At 63.9% G+C, this 14,337-nt stretch carries 13 protein-coding genes; 9 read left to right on the top strand and 4 right to left on the bottom strand.

Features of this window, described 5'->3' with window-relative positions:
* The first annotated feature begins 437 nt into the window (after positions 1-437).
* From GIW81_RS08700 to GIW81_RS19355, 4 genes are all read left to right on the top strand, one after another.
* The gene (locus GIW81_RS08700) at positions 438-644 is read left to right on the top strand and encodes a cold-shock protein (protein WP_154738841.1); all 207 of its coding nucleotides are present in this window, start codon (positions 438-440) and stop codon (positions 642-644) included.
* 114 nt (positions 645-758) lie between these two features.
* Entirely contained in the window at positions 759-1,049 is a 291-nt protein-coding gene (gene infA, locus GIW81_RS08695; RefSeq protein ID WP_154738840.1) for a translation initiation factor IF-1, read from the top strand.
* 150 nt (positions 1,050-1,199) lie between these two features.
* Positions 1,200-1,931, top strand: a complete 732-nt coding sequence (locus tag GIW81_RS08690) for a thermonuclease family protein (protein WP_154738839.1) — start codon at positions 1,200-1,202, stop codon at positions 1,929-1,931.
* A 139-nt stretch (positions 1,932-2,070) separates the two neighbouring features.
* Positions 2,071-2,913 (top strand): diguanylate cyclase domain-containing protein, encoded by an 843-nt coding sequence (locus GIW81_RS19355; RefSeq protein ID WP_154738838.1) that lies wholly within the window; start codon positions 2,071-2,073, stop codon positions 2,911-2,913.
* Between the two features lie 17 nt (positions 2,914-2,930).
* On the opposite strand, the gene GIW81_RS08680 is transcribed toward GIW81_RS19355, so the two are convergent.
* Together GIW81_RS08680 and GIW81_RS08675 are read right to left on the bottom strand one after the other, a co-directional pair.
* Positions 2,931-4,187 carry a cupin domain-containing protein gene (locus GIW81_RS08680; protein ID WP_154738837.1) on the bottom strand — a complete coding sequence of 419 codons (1,257 nt, stop codon included), beginning with the start codon at positions 4,185-4,187 and terminating at the stop codon, positions 2,931-2,933.
* Between the two features lie 111 nt (positions 4,188-4,298).
* Entirely contained in the window at positions 4,299-5,927 is a 1,629-nt protein-coding gene (locus tag GIW81_RS08675; protein WP_154738836.1) for an outer membrane beta-barrel protein, read from the bottom strand.
* Positions 5,928-6,382: 455 nt separating this feature from the next.
* Here GIW81_RS08675 and GIW81_RS08670 point away from each other — a divergent pair, with 455 nt between their 5' ends.
* Both GIW81_RS08670 and GIW81_RS08665 read left to right on the top strand, forming a co-directional pair.
* Positions 6,383-6,589: a hypothetical protein gene (locus tag GIW81_RS08670; protein WP_154738835.1), complete on the top strand. Its 207-nt coding sequence runs from the start codon at positions 6,383-6,385 to the stop codon at positions 6,587-6,589.
* Positions 6,590-6,826: 237 nt separating this feature from the next.
* On the top strand, positions 6,827-8,587 hold the full coding sequence (locus GIW81_RS08665) for a methanol/ethanol family PQQ-dependent dehydrogenase (RefSeq protein WP_407658170.1): 1,761 nt from the start codon (positions 6,827-6,829) through the stop codon (positions 8,585-8,587).
* Positions 8,588-8,676: 89 nt separating this feature from the next.
* Here GIW81_RS08665 and GIW81_RS08660 read toward each other — a convergent pair whose 3' ends face one another.
* A complete protein-coding gene (locus GIW81_RS08660; RefSeq protein ID WP_154738833.1) occupies positions 8,677-9,447 on the bottom strand; it encodes a phosphate/phosphite/phosphonate ABC transporter substrate-binding protein in 771 nt (256 codons plus the stop codon).
* A gap of 215 nt (positions 9,448-9,662) precedes the next feature.
* On the opposite strand from GIW81_RS08660, the gene GIW81_RS08655 reads away from it, so the two are divergent.
* A complete protein-coding gene (locus tag GIW81_RS08655) occupies positions 9,663-10,580 on the top strand; it encodes a prenyltransferase/squalene oxidase repeat-containing protein (protein WP_324614938.1) in 918 nt (305 codons plus the stop codon).
* 24 nt (positions 10,581-10,604) lie between these two features.
* On the opposite strand, the gene GIW81_RS08650 is transcribed toward GIW81_RS08655, so the two are convergent.
* Positions 10,605-11,783 (bottom strand): phosphoserine transaminase, encoded by a 1,179-nt coding sequence (locus tag GIW81_RS08650; RefSeq protein WP_154738832.1) that lies wholly within the window; start codon positions 11,781-11,783, stop codon positions 10,605-10,607.
* A gap of 200 nt (positions 11,784-11,983) precedes the next feature.
* Here GIW81_RS08650 and serA point away from each other — a divergent pair, with 200 nt between their 5' ends.
* Positions 11,984-13,600 (top strand): phosphoglycerate dehydrogenase, encoded by a 1,617-nt coding sequence (gene serA, locus GIW81_RS08645; protein ID WP_154738831.1) that lies wholly within the window; start codon positions 11,984-11,986, stop codon positions 13,598-13,600.
* Positions 13,600-14,307 carry an HAD-IB family phosphatase gene (locus GIW81_RS08640; protein WP_154738830.1) on the top strand — a complete coding sequence of 236 codons (708 nt, stop codon included), beginning with the start codon at positions 13,600-13,602 and terminating at the stop codon, positions 14,305-14,307. Before serA ends, GIW81_RS08640 begins: the two co-directional genes overlap by 1 nt.
* The last annotated feature ends 30 nt before the right edge of the window (positions 14,308-14,337 follow it).

Raw genomic sequence — 14,337 nt, 5'->3', positions numbered from 1 at the left:
ACGGCGGCGGGGCGTGCAACCCAGCCGTTGCAACCTCTCAGGGCGCCGGGCGCATCGCGCCTGGCGCTCTTTTATGTGGTGGGCGGGGTGCTCAGCTGCCCGCTCTTGAGGCAGCGCCTTGCCTCTCCAACACGCCGTAAATTTGCCGCGATCTGAGAGCGCCGCGAGGCCCTCGCGAAGTGAGATTTGCTCTTCGCGATGTGCCGGCAAGTCAAGAGAATCAGGGGCCTTTACCGCCACATAGGTGGACCGGTAAGGGGGCCATCACGTCGTCCCACAGACCCCCATCCTCGCCTTGCCTTTCGGCATGGAGCGGTCCATATAGGGCCGATCGAACACGCCTTGGTTTACTCCGACACTGGACGTCTCCATCGCGCGATTTGATGTCCTAGGGCATTCGCCCGAAGGAGATTGCCTAATTGCTTTGGAGAGACTTGATGGCAAACGGCACTGTGAAGTGGTTCAACGGCCAGAAGGGCTACGGCTTCATCCAGCCGGATGAAGGCGGCAACGACGTTTTCGTGCACATCTCGGCAGTTGAGCGCGCTGGTCTCTCGACGCTTCGTGAGGGACAGAAGATCGCTTACGAGACCGAGACTGGTCGCAACGGCAAGGTCGCAGCAGTCAACCTGCGCCCGATGTAAGAACCGCGGAGCATTCCGCTTCAAGGGGAGCAGGCGCGTCTGCTCCCCTACCATTTTCTAGGCATCGATGCCGGGCGGCCAGTGCGCCCGCTGCGTCGCCCAGCAAGGACCCTGATGGCGAAGGAAGAGATGCTCGAGTTTGAAGGCGTGGTGGTGGAGGTGCTTCCCGATGCACGCTGCCGCGTCAAGCTCGACAACGGACATGAGGTTGTCGCCTACACATCCGGACGCATGAAGAAGAACCGCATCCGCATCCTTGCCGGCGATAAAGTCACCATTGAGATGACGCCGTACGATCTCACCAAAGGGCGCATCAACTTCCGCCACAAGGACACTCGTCCAGGCGGAGGCGGCCCACCGCCGCCGCAGCGCCCTGGCGGTCCCGGCAACTTCCGCCGCCGCTGAGACTAGGAAGCCTTGTGATTTGAACGAGGAGCGTCGCGATTGCCGCGGCGCTCTTGGCGTTTCCGGTCGCGCGAAATTGTGTGCGCGGTTGTATAGCGGCTCCATGATTTAGCCGAGGGTCAGCCACGCGACTCAGTCAACGTCGCGTGCATGAATAGGTATCTGAAGAAGTGGATCTACCGCCGCCCGGTGGCGTCTGCGCTGGCTGGCGTTGTTGCGCTTGGTCTCTTGTCCGTGATCCCGCCGCGCGAGACCGCGGCCCGCTCCGTCGCGGAGCATGGGGCATTGAGCGGCCGGGCGCGGGTCATTGACGGCGACACGCTCGAGATCGATGGCCGCCACATTAGGCTTGAAGGCATTGACGCCCCCGAGATGGGTCAGACCTGCGGCCGTCGCTTGATCGGCTCCTGGAAGTGCGGCTCTGCCGCTGCCGACCGGCTGGCCGCGCTCGTCGCCAAGCGTTCCGTAAACTGCGAAAGCCGCGGCGACGACAAGTACGGGCGCATGCTCGGCATCTGCTTCGTCGACGGAAACGACATCAATGCGCAGATGGTGCGCGAAGGCTATGCGTGGGCGTTCGTGAAGTACTCGCAAACCTATGTTCAGCAGGAAGGCACGGCGCGCACGCAGCGTGTGGGCATCTGGCAGGGCGATGCCGAGCCCGCGTGGGTCTATCGCGAGAAGCGTTGGGCCGGCGCCGAGCAGGCTGCGCCGCAGGGGTGCGCGATCAAGGGCAACGTCACCGAGCACGGCCACATCTATCACATGCCGTGGAGCCCCTGGTACGGGAAGGTCAAGATCGAGGCCACCAAGGGCGAGCGCTGGTTCTGCAGCGAGTCCGAAGCGGCCGCCGCGGGTTGGCGACCGGCATCGGTGCAATAGTTTCTTAGGTCGCGCCGGCGCGCGCGCGAAGATTTCCGTGTAAGGATCATCCAGCAACACACCGACAACCAATACACTTAACGCTTCCTGAAGGGCGCCGCGGCTAGTCTGCGGCGCTCTTTGCTCTGAGGGACGTTTCGTGAAGCCGGTCGGACCAAGAACTGTTCTTGCAGCGATTGCCGAGCATCCCTGGTCGAGCCTGCGCGACTTCGTCGTGCTGTCCGCGATCATGCTTTTCGCAGTGCTCATGGCCCAGCACTACGACATCTTCGCCTTCATCGCCTCGCTCGCCTATCCGAGCCGCGAGATCTCGCCTGCAGAAGCCGTGCTGCTCGGCGGCGTCGGTGCCGCGTGCGTATGGACCTTCATCTCCCGCCGTCTGAGGGATGCTGCGACCGACACTCTCAGCCCGGAGATGCTCGCATCGGAGATGCATGCCTTGCGCGTTCTGGCGATGCAGGATCCGCTGACCAGCTTGCCCAACCGTCGGGTGCTGCTCGATGCCGTCGATATCGCCACCAAGGTGAGCCCGGTGCCGGGCAGGTCGCACGCCGTGTTTCTGCTCGACCTCAACGGCTTCAAGGGGGTCAACGACCGCTACGGACACGCTATGGGCGACGAGGTCCTGAAGGCGGTCGTCGCACGCTTCCGCCGGGCGGCGCGCAGCAGCGATATTCTCGCCCGCCTCGGGGGCGATGAGTTCGCGGTGCTGTCGCGTGACGTGGACGAGACCGACGCCCGCACCATAGGTGACCGCTTCATCGCCGCCCTGCGCGACAACGTGAAGGCCGGCGGAATGTCCCATGCGATCGGCGTCGCCGTCGGCGCGGCGCTTTTTCCCAAGGACGGGGACACTGTCGAGAAGATCATGCGCCACGCAGACGTGGCCATGTACCGTGCCAAGTCGCAGGCGGTATCATCGCTCGTCTTCTTCAACCCCGCTGTCGGCATTGTGGGCATGGAGCGCAAGGCGTCGGCCTGAGCCGCGTCATCTCTCCATCAAACGGGCAGTATCACCGGCTTACCGTCTGGAAAGCGTCCAATTGTCTCCGCGTCGACCTTCAGCGTCTGCGTGACCATGGCGCGCGGCGTGCGCGTCAGCCACTCACACAGCGATACGTCGGCAAAGTGCGCGGCGCGGAAGACCTCGAGATAGACCAGGTCGGTGAGACCCGTATTGCGCAGGTAGTGGCCCTGCGAGCGCTTGACGTAGCCGATGTCGCCCGCATTGAAATTCTGCGTTACCGCGTTGGGGCCGGTCTCGAAGACCGTCAGCTCGCCCTCTCCCTCGATGATGTACAACCATTCGTCGGCGTTCGGGTGCCAATGCATTTCGCGCATGCCCTTCGGGTGGATGCGCACCAGCGCCGCAGCGATCGTCTTGGAAATTTCAAAATTGCTCGAGTCGGCGATGCGAACCTCGCCGCCGCGCGTCTTCTTCACGGGGGCCGTGTCGATGAGCGAGAAGCTCGAGCGCAGCTTCGGCACGCCGGCGTTGCCCTGGGCCTCCTGCCGATCTGTCTCGATAGGGCCGGGCATCTTGCCTTGGAAAATATAGAGATCCGTCAGCGGCACCTTGCTGAACGCCTCCGCTGGTACGCCGAAATTGAGCGCCAGAACGTCCGGCTGAGTATGCGCCATCCACTCGGTCAGGAGCAGGGTGTCGAATTCCGAGGCCTTGCCGTTGTCGAAGCAGATGACGAACTCGCAGCCGTCCTCGCCCACGCCCTGCAGCGAGTGCGGAAGCCCCGGGGGAAAGTACCAAAGGCCGCCCTCGCGCACGTCCTCGACGTTGGCGCGACCCTCCTGATCGATGGTGGTGATGCGGCACACGCCCTTGGTCACGAATGCCCATTCGGCGAACACGTGCCAGTGCATCTCGCGGATGCCGCCGCGGGTCAGGCGCATGTTCACGCCGGAGATGGACTCCGAGATCTGAAAATCTTCCTGGGTGACCTGCCGCGCCCAGCCACCGTTCTGGATGCGGCGCGGAGCGTTGTTGAAGGACGCCCAGAACATCGGCAACGAGCCGACGTCGGTCGCCGGCGGGGAGACCGCGCCGGGAAACTGTCCCGACAATGCAGGGTTATTCGGGCCGATGATCGTCGTGCTCGATGGATTGTCGAGCGTGTTGATCGCGCCCTGCGGCGGTTCGTCGGGATTGCCGAAGGTTGCTGCCTGCGCCGTCGCGGCTGCGGTGATCAGTCCGCCAGCCGCCGTCGCCACGAGCACATCGCGACGCGAAAGCTTGTCCATGTTGGCTCCCGGAAATGACGCCGGCATTGGCAATTTTCGACGCCGGCAGAGAGGCGCAGGGTCGGTCAGTCGCGTTAATTTCGCGTTGCGGAGTGTCCGGGATACGGGTCGTCAGGGCGAGCTATCGAAGCTGAGCGAGCCTTGGAAGAGCAGCGCTGCCTGCTCGACCGAAAAGCGCATCGGTACGTAGGTGCCGCTATCGCCGAAATCCACCGTGCCGCTCTCCGTCCACATGGTCCAGTAGCGACCGCCGACGCCGATCTTCAACTGGTCGGTTAGGGTGTAGGCGAGAATGAGCTCCAATTGCGCTCCGGTGCCGGTTGCCCATTCCGGTGACACGAGCGAACGGAGAAGGTGGTCGTCGACGCCGTTGATCCGAACGTAGGGGAGGTAGGCGGCATCGGCCGTTAGCGTTAGGCCAGGCACAATCTGCAGATCCGCGGCAATTCCGAGGCGCAGGGCATGCCACGTGTCGTCCTCGGAGATGACCGCGACCGAAACCGGGATCGACGTGCCGCAGTCGGAGTTCGGGTTGGCGATCTGGACGCAGCCGAAGCCCTCCATGTACTGGTGGAACTGGCTGTAGCCGACGAACGGCGTCACGCGCACCAGCTGGTCGTGCCAGACATCGTAGCCGGCATCGATGACGCCGTAGCGGATCGAGTCGTCCACCTTCGACCAGGTGTTGGAATAGGGCACGAAGACCGCGAACGGCACCGCCCAGTCCTCGTCGTTGAGGCTGCCTCCGCCGTTGCCCGAGCCGATGAAGCCTTTGGCCATGAAGCCGTTCGGCAGGTCGGCCCGCGCGAAGAGCTCGCCGCCCTGGGTGTTCATGCCCGAATAGGTGAGCCGCGAGGCGAGTGACGACAGCCCCGCGCCCTGGATGCCGAGATCCTTCTGGAAGCGCCCCCAGCCGAACACGTAGCGGGCGCCGACCTCGAGCGTCGTGCCGATGATCGGCCGGAGCGCCGGCGTTTCGATCACCTCGCCCGCACCGCCGCCGAGGTGATAATTGACGCCGAGCTTGAACAGGTGCGCATCCGTCGAAACGTTCGTACCCGTCGAGGCTGTTTGCACCATGTCGGCGGGGTTGCCGCTCGGCACCGGCTGGAAGAATCCCTGCGGCGTGGTCAGGCTGCTGCTGCCGAAATTGAGGTAGTCGTACTCGGCCTTCACCGACCACTGCCGCGACAGCATGCGCTCGGCGCCGGCGCCCAGCATCCACCCGAAGCGGGAATCTCCGCTCGACGTTGTCGGGGTCCCCGCGCCGCCGTTGGTCGTGGCCTCCAAGTCGCCGTTCAACCAGGCACCGCCCGCCTTGCCGTACAGTAGCGTCCCGCCGTCCGTGCCGACGATCCAACCGAGGCGCGCGGCAAGGGTGGCGAGCGCGTTGGTGTCGTCCTCGCAATTGGCGCTGACGTAGAAGCCCGAGTAGGCGAGGCACGTGTTCGTGGCGAAGAAGTCGGCCCAGCCGAGCTCGCCCTCGATGCCGAGGAGCGTCTGGCCAAATTGCCAATTGTAGCCAGCCTGGCCACCGGCGAGCGGACCAGGAGTGCGTACCGTGTCGCCGTACATCGACGGCCCGAACGGGTCGTTGACGTCCGAGAGCTGCAAGCCGCCGCCGAGGTGCGCGCCGATATAGAAGCCGCTCCAATCGTAGCGGACGGCTTCCGACTCTTGCGCGTGCGCGGGATAGGCAGCTGCGCTGGCCAGCATGATGGCCCATGCAAGATGTCGCATGATTATCCTGCGCCCGTTTCTCCTTCCCCTCTAGTGCCGCGATTCGCGTCGCTACCGAAGGTGGTAGCCGCACTTAGCGGTGGGCTCGGACGGCCTATTCAGCACCAGGAATAACGTTTGCTGATCAAATTGGTTTGGCGGCGCAACGGTGCGCCCTAGCGTCGTGGCTCATTCGTCGCCGAAGAGCTGCAAATGTCGATCGCCGCGCTCACCATCGTTTCGGTCCTGCCCGTCAGCACGCCGCTGATGGGCTGTCCCTGTATGCGCGCCCGCTGATCGACGAGACCGCTTCCCGAATAGCCGCTGCAATTGCCGCCCCACCCGCATCGAGGGTGGGTTTATCCCCGCGGCATTGGGGACGACTAGCCTTGCGTAGTACCGGGGCCGAGGCCCCCAATGAGAAACGAACGAAGGGATGACGCCTGGATGACCGCTGATCCAACGAAGGTGTCAACATGATCGAACTCGTACTTCTCGCCTGTCTCGTCGACAAGCCCGAGAGCTGCCGCGATGTCGGCCTCATGTATTCCAGCGAGAACCTCACACCGATGCAGTGCTTGATGCAGGCGCCACCACAGATGGCGAAGTGGGTCGGCGAGCATCCCGGCTGGAAAATCATGAAGTGGTCCTGCCGCCGCGCGGGGCGCTACGCCAAGACCTGATGCGCACGACGGTGGGCACAGCTCGGGCGCGGCGCGAGAAGTCGATTTGCTTATTCAGAATTGTTTAGCAGATCATCTTCGTTCGCCGTTTGCCCGAGCTGATGTTCTCATTCCTCCCGCCGAGGACGACAAAATGTCTCGGTTGAAGGACGTAAGTCCGTAAGTGGAGGAGAAAAGGCAATGCGTGGTGCGGTTCCTATCGCGCTACTCGCCGCAATGGCTTTGTGCAGCCCGGCGATGGCAAATGACGACGTATTGAAACTGACGAGCGACCCGAACAATTGGGCCTCGCAAAGCGGCGATTACTCGCTGCAACGCTATTCCAAGCTCGACCAGATCAACACCAGCAACGTCAAGGACCTGAAGGTCGCCTGGACGTTCTCGACCGGCGTGCTGCGCGGCCACGAAGGCTCGCCGCTCGTCATCGGCAACACGATCTACGTGCACACGCCGTATCCCAACATCGTCTACGCCCTGAACCTCGACGATGAGAACAAGATCATCTGGAAGTACGAGCCGAAGCAGGATCCCGCCGTCATCCCGATCATGTGCTGCGATACTGTGAACCGCGGCCTCGCCTATGCCGACGGCAAGATCTTCCTTTATCAGGCGGATACTTCGCTGGTGGCGCTCGACGCCAAGACCGGCAGGGAGGCGTGGAAGTCCGTCAACGGCGACGTGAAGCGCGGCGAGACCGGCACCAATGCCCCCATCGTCATCAAGGACAAGGTGATCGTCGGCATCTCTGGCGCCGAGTTCGGCGTGCAGGGCTACGTGACCGCCTACAACATCGCCGACGGTTCGCGCGCCTGGCGCGGCTACTCGGTGGGGCCGGACGACCAGATTCTGTTCGACCCCGAGAAGACGACATCGCTCGGCAAGCCCGTCGGCAAGGATTCCTCCTTGAAGACTTGGAACGGCGAGCAGTGGAAGATCGGCGGCGGCTCGACGTGGGGCTGGTTCTCGTACGATCCGAAGATCGACCTCTTCTACTATGGCTCGGGCAATCCCTCGACCTGGAACCCGGTGCAGCGCGCCGGACCGGACGGCAAGCCGATCGACCAGAAGTGGACCATGTCGATCTTCGCCCGCAATCCAGACACCGGCGTCGCGTCTTGGGCCTACCAGCTCACGCCGTTCGACGAGTGGGACTATGACGGCATCAACGAGTCCATCCTCGTCGACGACGTCGATGTGAAGGGCAAGAAGCACAACGTGCTCGTGCACTTCGATCGTAACGGTTTCGCCTACACGATCGATCGGCAGAGTGGCATTCCGCTGGTTGCCGAGAAGTTCGATCCGGCCGTCAACTGGTCGACGGGCGTCGATCTCGACCCGAAGAGCGAGCGCTACGGCCGACCGACGGTCGTCGCCAAGTACTCGACCTTCGCCAATGGTCAGGACGTCAACACGACCAATGTCGTCCCGGCCGCGCTGGGCACAAAGGATCAGCAGCCGGCTGCCTACTCGCCGCTGACCAAGCTGTTCTACGTCCCGACCAACCACGTCGCCATGGACTACGAGCCCTTCAAGGTGGAGTACACCGCCGGTCAGCCGTACGTCGGAGCGACGCTGTCGATGTATCCGCCGCAGGGCGACAAGCACCTCGGCAACTTCATCGCCTGGGACGCCTCGAAGGGGAAGATCGTCTGGTCGAACCCGGAGAAGTTCTCGGTGTGGTCGGGTGCCCTTGCCACCGCCGGCGGCGTCGCCTTCTACGGCACGCTCGAGGGCTACCTGAAGGCGGTCGACCAGAAGACGGGCAAGGAGCTGTACAGGTTCCGCACGCCGTCCGGCATCATCGGCAACGTCTTCACCTACGCACACAAGGGAAAGCAGTTCGTCGGCGTCTACTCGGGCGTCGGCGGTTGGGCCGGCATCGGGCTCGCCGCGGGCCTCACCAATCCAACCGACGGTCTCGGCGCCGTCGGCGGCTACGCGGGTCTTTCCCAGTACACGGCACTGGGCGGCTCGCTCACGGTCTTCTCGCTGCCTTAGCGCTTCCTCCAAGGGTACTAAGCTTGCGAGCACTTGGGGCCGATGCAGTCACCTGCATCGGCCCCTTTTTCAGTTCGGTGGGGATTGCCCTAGGCGGCGCGCGCCAGGCCGGGCAGCGCGGCGAGATCGGCGAACCAACGCTGCATGCGCGCGTCCTGATAGTCGGCGAAGCCCGCGTAGAGCGTGCCTGCCTCGATCGTCGGCTTCAGGCCGAGCAATGTCTGTTTCAGCTCCGCGCAGACCGCGGCATCGAGACTCGAGTGGACGATGAATGGCGGTGTCGGCAATCCGTCGAGGCGGGCGAGCACCTTGGTGCGCTCGGCGTTGGACGGCTGTGCTAGCCAAACGTCCTCATAGACCATCGTGGCGTCGATGCCGCCGCTGAGCATCGTATCGATCTGCCCCTGCCAGGCAGCAACCGGGAACGCATCGAAGAAGTCCTTGAGCGCAAAACCTTCGCGCGCCAGCAGAATCGAGGGCGAGAAGTAGCTCGTCGTGCAGTAGGTGTTGATGTACCCGAGCCGTTTGCCGCGCAGCTGATGCCAACTCGTTGCCGGGTTCTCCTTAGCGACGACGAAGACGCTGCTTTGCGCGGCGCGCTTGGTGATCGGTGTCATGGCGCTGACGATGCCGCGATACGGCGCTTCGCGCAGAAAGAAGCAGTTGGATGACGGCAGGTACGAGAAGTCGAACATCTGCTGGCGTAGCCCCGTCGTCAGCACATCGAGGTCGGTATAGCTCGTGATGCTGCAGGCCGCCGAGCGGGCGAATGCCGCCCAGGCTGGATCGGCGAAGTCGAAGTCGAGGTTGGTGTCAAAACCACCGGTTAGCTTGCGGGAGCTTCCTGACTGATCGGGCATCGGGGCTTCCTCGTCGCTCAAAAGCACCCGACCGGCATAGCGCAACGGGGTGAACGCTTCCGTGCGCGGGACTATTGCGCCGCTTCACACGTCCAGCCACGGTGAACGAAGGGTAAAGCCGCGCGAGGCGATGCGATTCATTTGTCGAGCCGATGTCTCCGCCCTGCCCAATTCCGGTGGCTGCATGGCGCGCGACAAAATAGGGGGGAGACACGGTGAGCAGGGATGCGATCACGACATGGCTGCTCGATGCAGATCCCGCGATCCGCTGGCAAGTTCTGCGTGACATCAGCGGCGGCTCTGAGAGCGATGTGACCGCCGAGCGAGCGCGCGTAGCCAGCGCCGGGTGGGGCGCAGAACTGCTCGAAAGGCAGACAACCGACGGGCACTGGGGGGACGAGCAAGAACACGGCTGGATGACGACCAATGATGCGCTGGCCCTGCTGAGGGAGCTTGGCGCCGATCCGGCCGATGCGAAGGTGCGCGCGGCAATCGACCTCGTCGTGGACCGCATCAAGTGGTGGCAGCTCGACGGCCGGCCTTTTTTCGACGGTGAGACGGAGGCGTGCATCAACGGCAGGATCATCGCTGCCGGCGCATACTTCGGCGCCCCGGTCGACAAGCTGCTGGAGCGCCTTCTCAGCGAGCAGCTCGAAGACGGCGGCTGGAACTGCGAGGCGCCGCCCAGCACGCGCTCATCGTTCCACTCCACGCTCTGCGTCCTCGAAGGACTTCTGGCCTACGAGCAGGCGAACGGGGCAACGCCCGCGACATCGAAGGCTCGGCTGCGGGGCGAGGAATACCTCTTAAAGCGCGGTCTGCTGCGGTCGCTGTCATCCGGTGCGGTCATCAACGAACGCTGGACGCGCTTTGCGTGGCCGGTGGTCTGGTACTACGACGTGCTGCGCGCCCTCGACTACTTCCGTGCCGTGGGGCGTGAGCCCGACCCGAGGATGGCGGAAGCGGTGGCTCTGGTGGAGCAGCGGCGCGACGAAGATGGACGCTGGCCGCTCGACGGCATCCACCCCGATCACAGTAGCCGGCTGGCGTTCGACGTGGAGACCGAAATAGGCAAGCCTAGCCGCTGGATCACGTTGCGCGCCGTGCGCGTGCTCGACTGGTACGGCCCTTGATTGCGCACCCGAGTAGCATGGCGACTAGCTCACCGAGCTGAGCCGTCCTTTCGCGGTCGCAAACGCCCAATCCAGCCATGGCATCAGCGCGCGCAGGTCGTCCGTCTCAACGGTTGCTCCCGTCCAAATCCGCAGCCCCGGCGGCGCATCCCGATAGGACCCGATATCATACGCGACCTTTTCTCGTTCGAGGCTGGCGGCGATATCCTTGGCGAAAGCCGCCTGCGCCTTGTCGACAAGCCCCGTCACGTCCGGGTCAACGATCCTGAGACAGACGGAGGTGTTCGACCACGTTGCGCGGTCGACGGCCAGATTGGCAATCCAAGGCGTTCTCTCGATCCACTCGTAGACGACGCTCGCATTGGCATCGGCGCGCGCGGCGAGGCCGCTTAGTCCGCCGACGCTTCGCGCCCAGTGCAGGCAATGGAGATAGTCCTCGACGCAGAGCATCGACGGCGTATTGATCGTCTCGCCTTCAAAGATCGCCTGATCGAGCGCGCCGCCCTTTGTCATGCGAAAGAGCTTCGGAAGCGGCCAGGGCGGCACATAGCTCGCGAGGCGTTCTACCGCTCGCGGACTTAGGATCAACATGCCGTGTGCGGCTTCCCCGCCGAGGACTTTCTGCCATGAATAGGTGACGACATCTGTCTTCGCCCAATCGATCGGCTGGGCGAAAATCGCCGAGGTCGCATCGACCAGCGTGAGACCGCGGCGGTCGTCAGGGATCCAATCCGCGTTTGGCACGCGGACGCCCGAAGTGGTGCCGTTCCAGGTGAATAGTACGTCGCGCTCGAAATCGACCTGTGCGAGAGCCGGCAGCCTGCCGTAGTCTGCGTGCATCACACGCACATCGTTGAGTTTCAATTGCTTCACCACGTCGGTTACCCAGCCGTGTCCGAAGCTTTCCCATGCAAGCACGTCGACACCGCGTGCCCCCAATAGCGACCACATCGCCATCTCGAAGGCGCCCGTGTCCGACCCGGGGACAATCGCGATGCGATAGTCGGCCGGCAGGCCGAGCAAGCTCCTTGTCTGGTCAAGCGCAGACTTTAGTCGCGCCTTGCCTTCCTTCGCGCGGTGTGATCGCCCGACAAGAGCTTGCGCAAGCACCTCTGGCGTCCAGCCTGGCGGCTTCGTACACGGGCCGGAAGAGAACTGCGGGTTGCGCGGACGCACCTCCGGCTTTTCCAAGATCGTTGTCATTCGTGGGCACCGATTGTTAGCGACTTAGAAGCGATGGGGCCGCGCCGCCGGTTCTTCTCCAGGGGAGAACTCGTCCCGGAAGTTGACTATTTCCCCAAGCGCCACGCCCTACATATTGGGGGCGCCGCAGTTGGGATAGACTCTGAACCATCAGATGGATGCTGGTCCGAGTGGTTCAAAGCAGCAGGGTAGCGAAGAGAATGGCGAACTCCAATTCCGATCACGTGGTAGCGGCCAAGCGCATTCTCGTGGCGGATCCGATCCATGAGCAGGGGCGGGCTTTCCTGGCCGCACGTCCTGGATTGACCGTCGACGTAGTGGCCGGACTGGATGAGAGCGCCTTGATCCACAAGATCGGCGACTATGACGCTCTTATCGTGCGCTCCAAGACGCGCGTCACGGCGCCCGTCATCGCGGCGGGCACGAGGCTCAAGGTCATCGGGAGGGCCGGCATCGGTGTCGACAACATCGATGTTGCGGCGGCGACGGAAAGGGGAATCGTCGTCTTCAACACGCCCGATGCGAATGCCACGACGACGGCAGAGCTCGCACTTGCGCACCTGTTGTCCCTGAGCCGCCACCTTCCGCAAGCCGACCGCTCCGTCCGCCGCGGGGACTGGAAGCCCGGAGACTTCGTCGGCACCGAGCTCGCCGGAAAGACAGTGGGCATCATCGGCTTTGGAACGATCGGGCGCATCGTCGCGCGCCGTTGTTTGGCGTTTCGCATGCGCGTGCTCGCCTTCGATCCCTACGTCGTCGCGGATGTGATCCGCGAGACGGGTGCCGAGCCTGCTGACCTCGACAAGCTGCTTGCCTCGTCCGACTACGTGACGCTCCACTGCCCGCTCAACGACGCGACGCGTAATCTGCTTGACGCATCCCGCTTCAACAAAATGAAACCGGGCGCCCGCCTCATCAATTGCGCGCGGGGCGAGCTGGTTGACGAGACGGCGCTCGTCGAGGCCCTTGCCAGCGGACACTTGGCGGGCGCCGCGCTTGATGTCTACGCGAAGGAACCGCCGGCAAACTCGCCACTCCTTGCACTCGACAACGTGGTCCTAACGCCCCACGTCGGCGCTTCGACCAAAGAGGCGCAGCAGGCCGTGAGCGTCAAGATCGCCGAGCACGTCGCAGCATTCCTCGAAACGGGGGCGGCGCAAAGCGCGGTAAACCTCCCCCGCATAGCGAGCGATCAGGTCATCCGCGCGCGACCCTATCAGCAGCTCGCTCTGGCCCTGGGGCGACTGTTGTCGGCGCTCATGCCTGGCCCCATTGCCGAGCTCGAGGTGGCCCTCTTCGGGCGCATTGCCGATGTCGATCCGCGGCCCATAACCGCGGGAGCGCTGACCGGATTGCTGGGCAAACGTCTGGCCATGCCGGTCAACGAGGTCAACGCGACGACGCTCGCGCAGCGTCAGGGCATTGCCGTGCGCGAGGTCCGCTCGCAAGAAGCGCGCGGCTACCTTTCCCTGGTGGAGCTGCGCGCCAAGACCGGGACGGAATCGATCAGCGTCGCGGGAACGCTACTGGGTGAGAGCCATCCGCGGCTCGTCTGCATCGACGATTACCACGTCGAGGCGGTGCCGGAAGGTTGTCTCATATTCACGCGACACGACGACCGTCCCGGCGTGGTCGGCGCCTTGGGCAGCATCCTCGGGCGCGAAAACATCAACATTTCGCGGATGCAGGTTGGCACCGCCGAAGGGAGGCCCGAAGCCATCGCCCTTGTTGGCGTTTCCGCGCCGTTGCCGCCGGCGGCGATCGAGGAGGTGCGGGCAATTCCCGCCGTCCGCCAAGCCATTCAGATCGAGCTGTAATGGTCGAGCGGCCTAAATTCGACGCGGTTTGCTTTGACTGCGACAGCACTCTGACGCGGATCGAGGGCATCGACGAGCTGGCGCGGCGTTCGGGCCGGGAGGCGGAGATAGCGCCGCTCACGACTGCGGCGATGGACGGCGCGTTGTCACTCGAAGAGGTCTATGCCCGGCGCCTCGAGATTGTTCGGCCCGGCAGAGACGATCTGGCGTGGCTCGGCGAACGATACATCGAGGAATTGGTCGACGGCACCCGTGCGACGATCGCCGCGCTGCAGCGCCTGGGTAAAACGGTCTATGTCATCAGCGGCGGTTTCCTTCAACCGGTCGCCCGGCTGGCACAAGCTGTCGACATACCTGCCTCCCATGTGCGGGCCGTCGAGATCCAATTCGACAGTACAGGCAACTTTTCCGGCTTCGACGCAGGCTCGCCGTTGATACGCGGCGACGGCAAGGCAGAGATCTGCCGCGACCTGGTACAACGCCACGGCGCCATAGCGATGGTTGGCGACGGAATAACCGATCTCGCGGCGCGGGCGGGCGGGGCTTATGTCATCGGGTTCGGCGGCGTTGTCCGGCGGCAAGCAATGGTCGAGGGCGCGGACTCGTTCATTGCGGACGCGAATCTCCTTTGCACGCTTGACGTCCTTCTGACCGGTGCCGAATCCGCGCAGTGGCGCGGCTCGCAGCAAGGTCGTGAGCGGGGATAGATCCTTAAGGGCATTGACCCCAAGCGCGAC

Source organism: Hyphomicrobium album (genome assembly GCF_009708035.1).
Taxonomy (GTDB): Bacteria; Pseudomonadota; Alphaproteobacteria; order Rhizobiales; family Hyphomicrobiaceae; genus Hyphomicrobium_A; species Hyphomicrobium_A album.
This window is presented reverse-complemented; position numbering and strand designations above follow the sequence as displayed.

Excerpts from the sequence above, each read along its gene's own strand:
- GIW81_RS08700 (WP_154738841.1), top strand. The coding sequence starts at position 438 with ATGGCAAACGGCACTGTGAAGTGGTTCAACGGCCAGAAGGGCTACGGC.
- infA (WP_154738840.1), top strand. The coding sequence starts at position 759 with ATGGCGAAGGAAGAGATGCTCGAGTTTGAAGGCGTGGTGGTGGAGGTG.
- GIW81_RS08690 (WP_154738839.1), top strand. The coding sequence starts at position 1,200 with ATGAATAGGTATCTGAAGAAGTGGATCTACCGCCGCCCGGTGGCGTCT.
- GIW81_RS08680 (WP_154738837.1), bottom strand. The coding sequence starts at position 4,187 with ATGGACAAGCTTTCGCGTCGCGATGTGCTCGTGGCGACGGCGGCTGGC.
- GIW81_RS08675 (WP_154738836.1), bottom strand. The coding sequence starts at position 5,927 with ATGCGACATCTTGCATGGGCCATCATGCTGGCCAGCGCAGCTGCCTAT.
- GIW81_RS08670 (WP_154738835.1), top strand. The coding sequence starts at position 6,383 with ATGATCGAACTCGTACTTCTCGCCTGTCTCGTCGACAAGCCCGAGAGC.
- GIW81_RS08665 (WP_407658170.1), top strand. The coding sequence starts at position 6,827 with ATGGCAAATGACGACGTATTGAAACTGACGAGCGACCCGAACAATTGG.
- GIW81_RS08660 (WP_154738833.1), bottom strand. The coding sequence starts at position 9,447 with ATGCCCGATCAGTCAGGAAGCTCCCGCAAGCTAACCGGTGGTTTTGAC.
- GIW81_RS08650 (WP_154738832.1), bottom strand. The coding sequence starts at position 11,783 with ATGACAACGATCTTGGAAAAGCCGGAGGTGCGTCCGCGCAACCCGCAG.
- serA (WP_154738831.1), top strand. The coding sequence starts at position 11,984 with ATGGCGAACTCCAATTCCGATCACGTGGTAGCGGCCAAGCGCATTCTC.
- GIW81_RS08640 (WP_154738830.1), top strand. The coding sequence starts at position 13,600 with ATGGTCGAGCGGCCTAAATTCGACGCGGTTTGCTTTGACTGCGACAGC.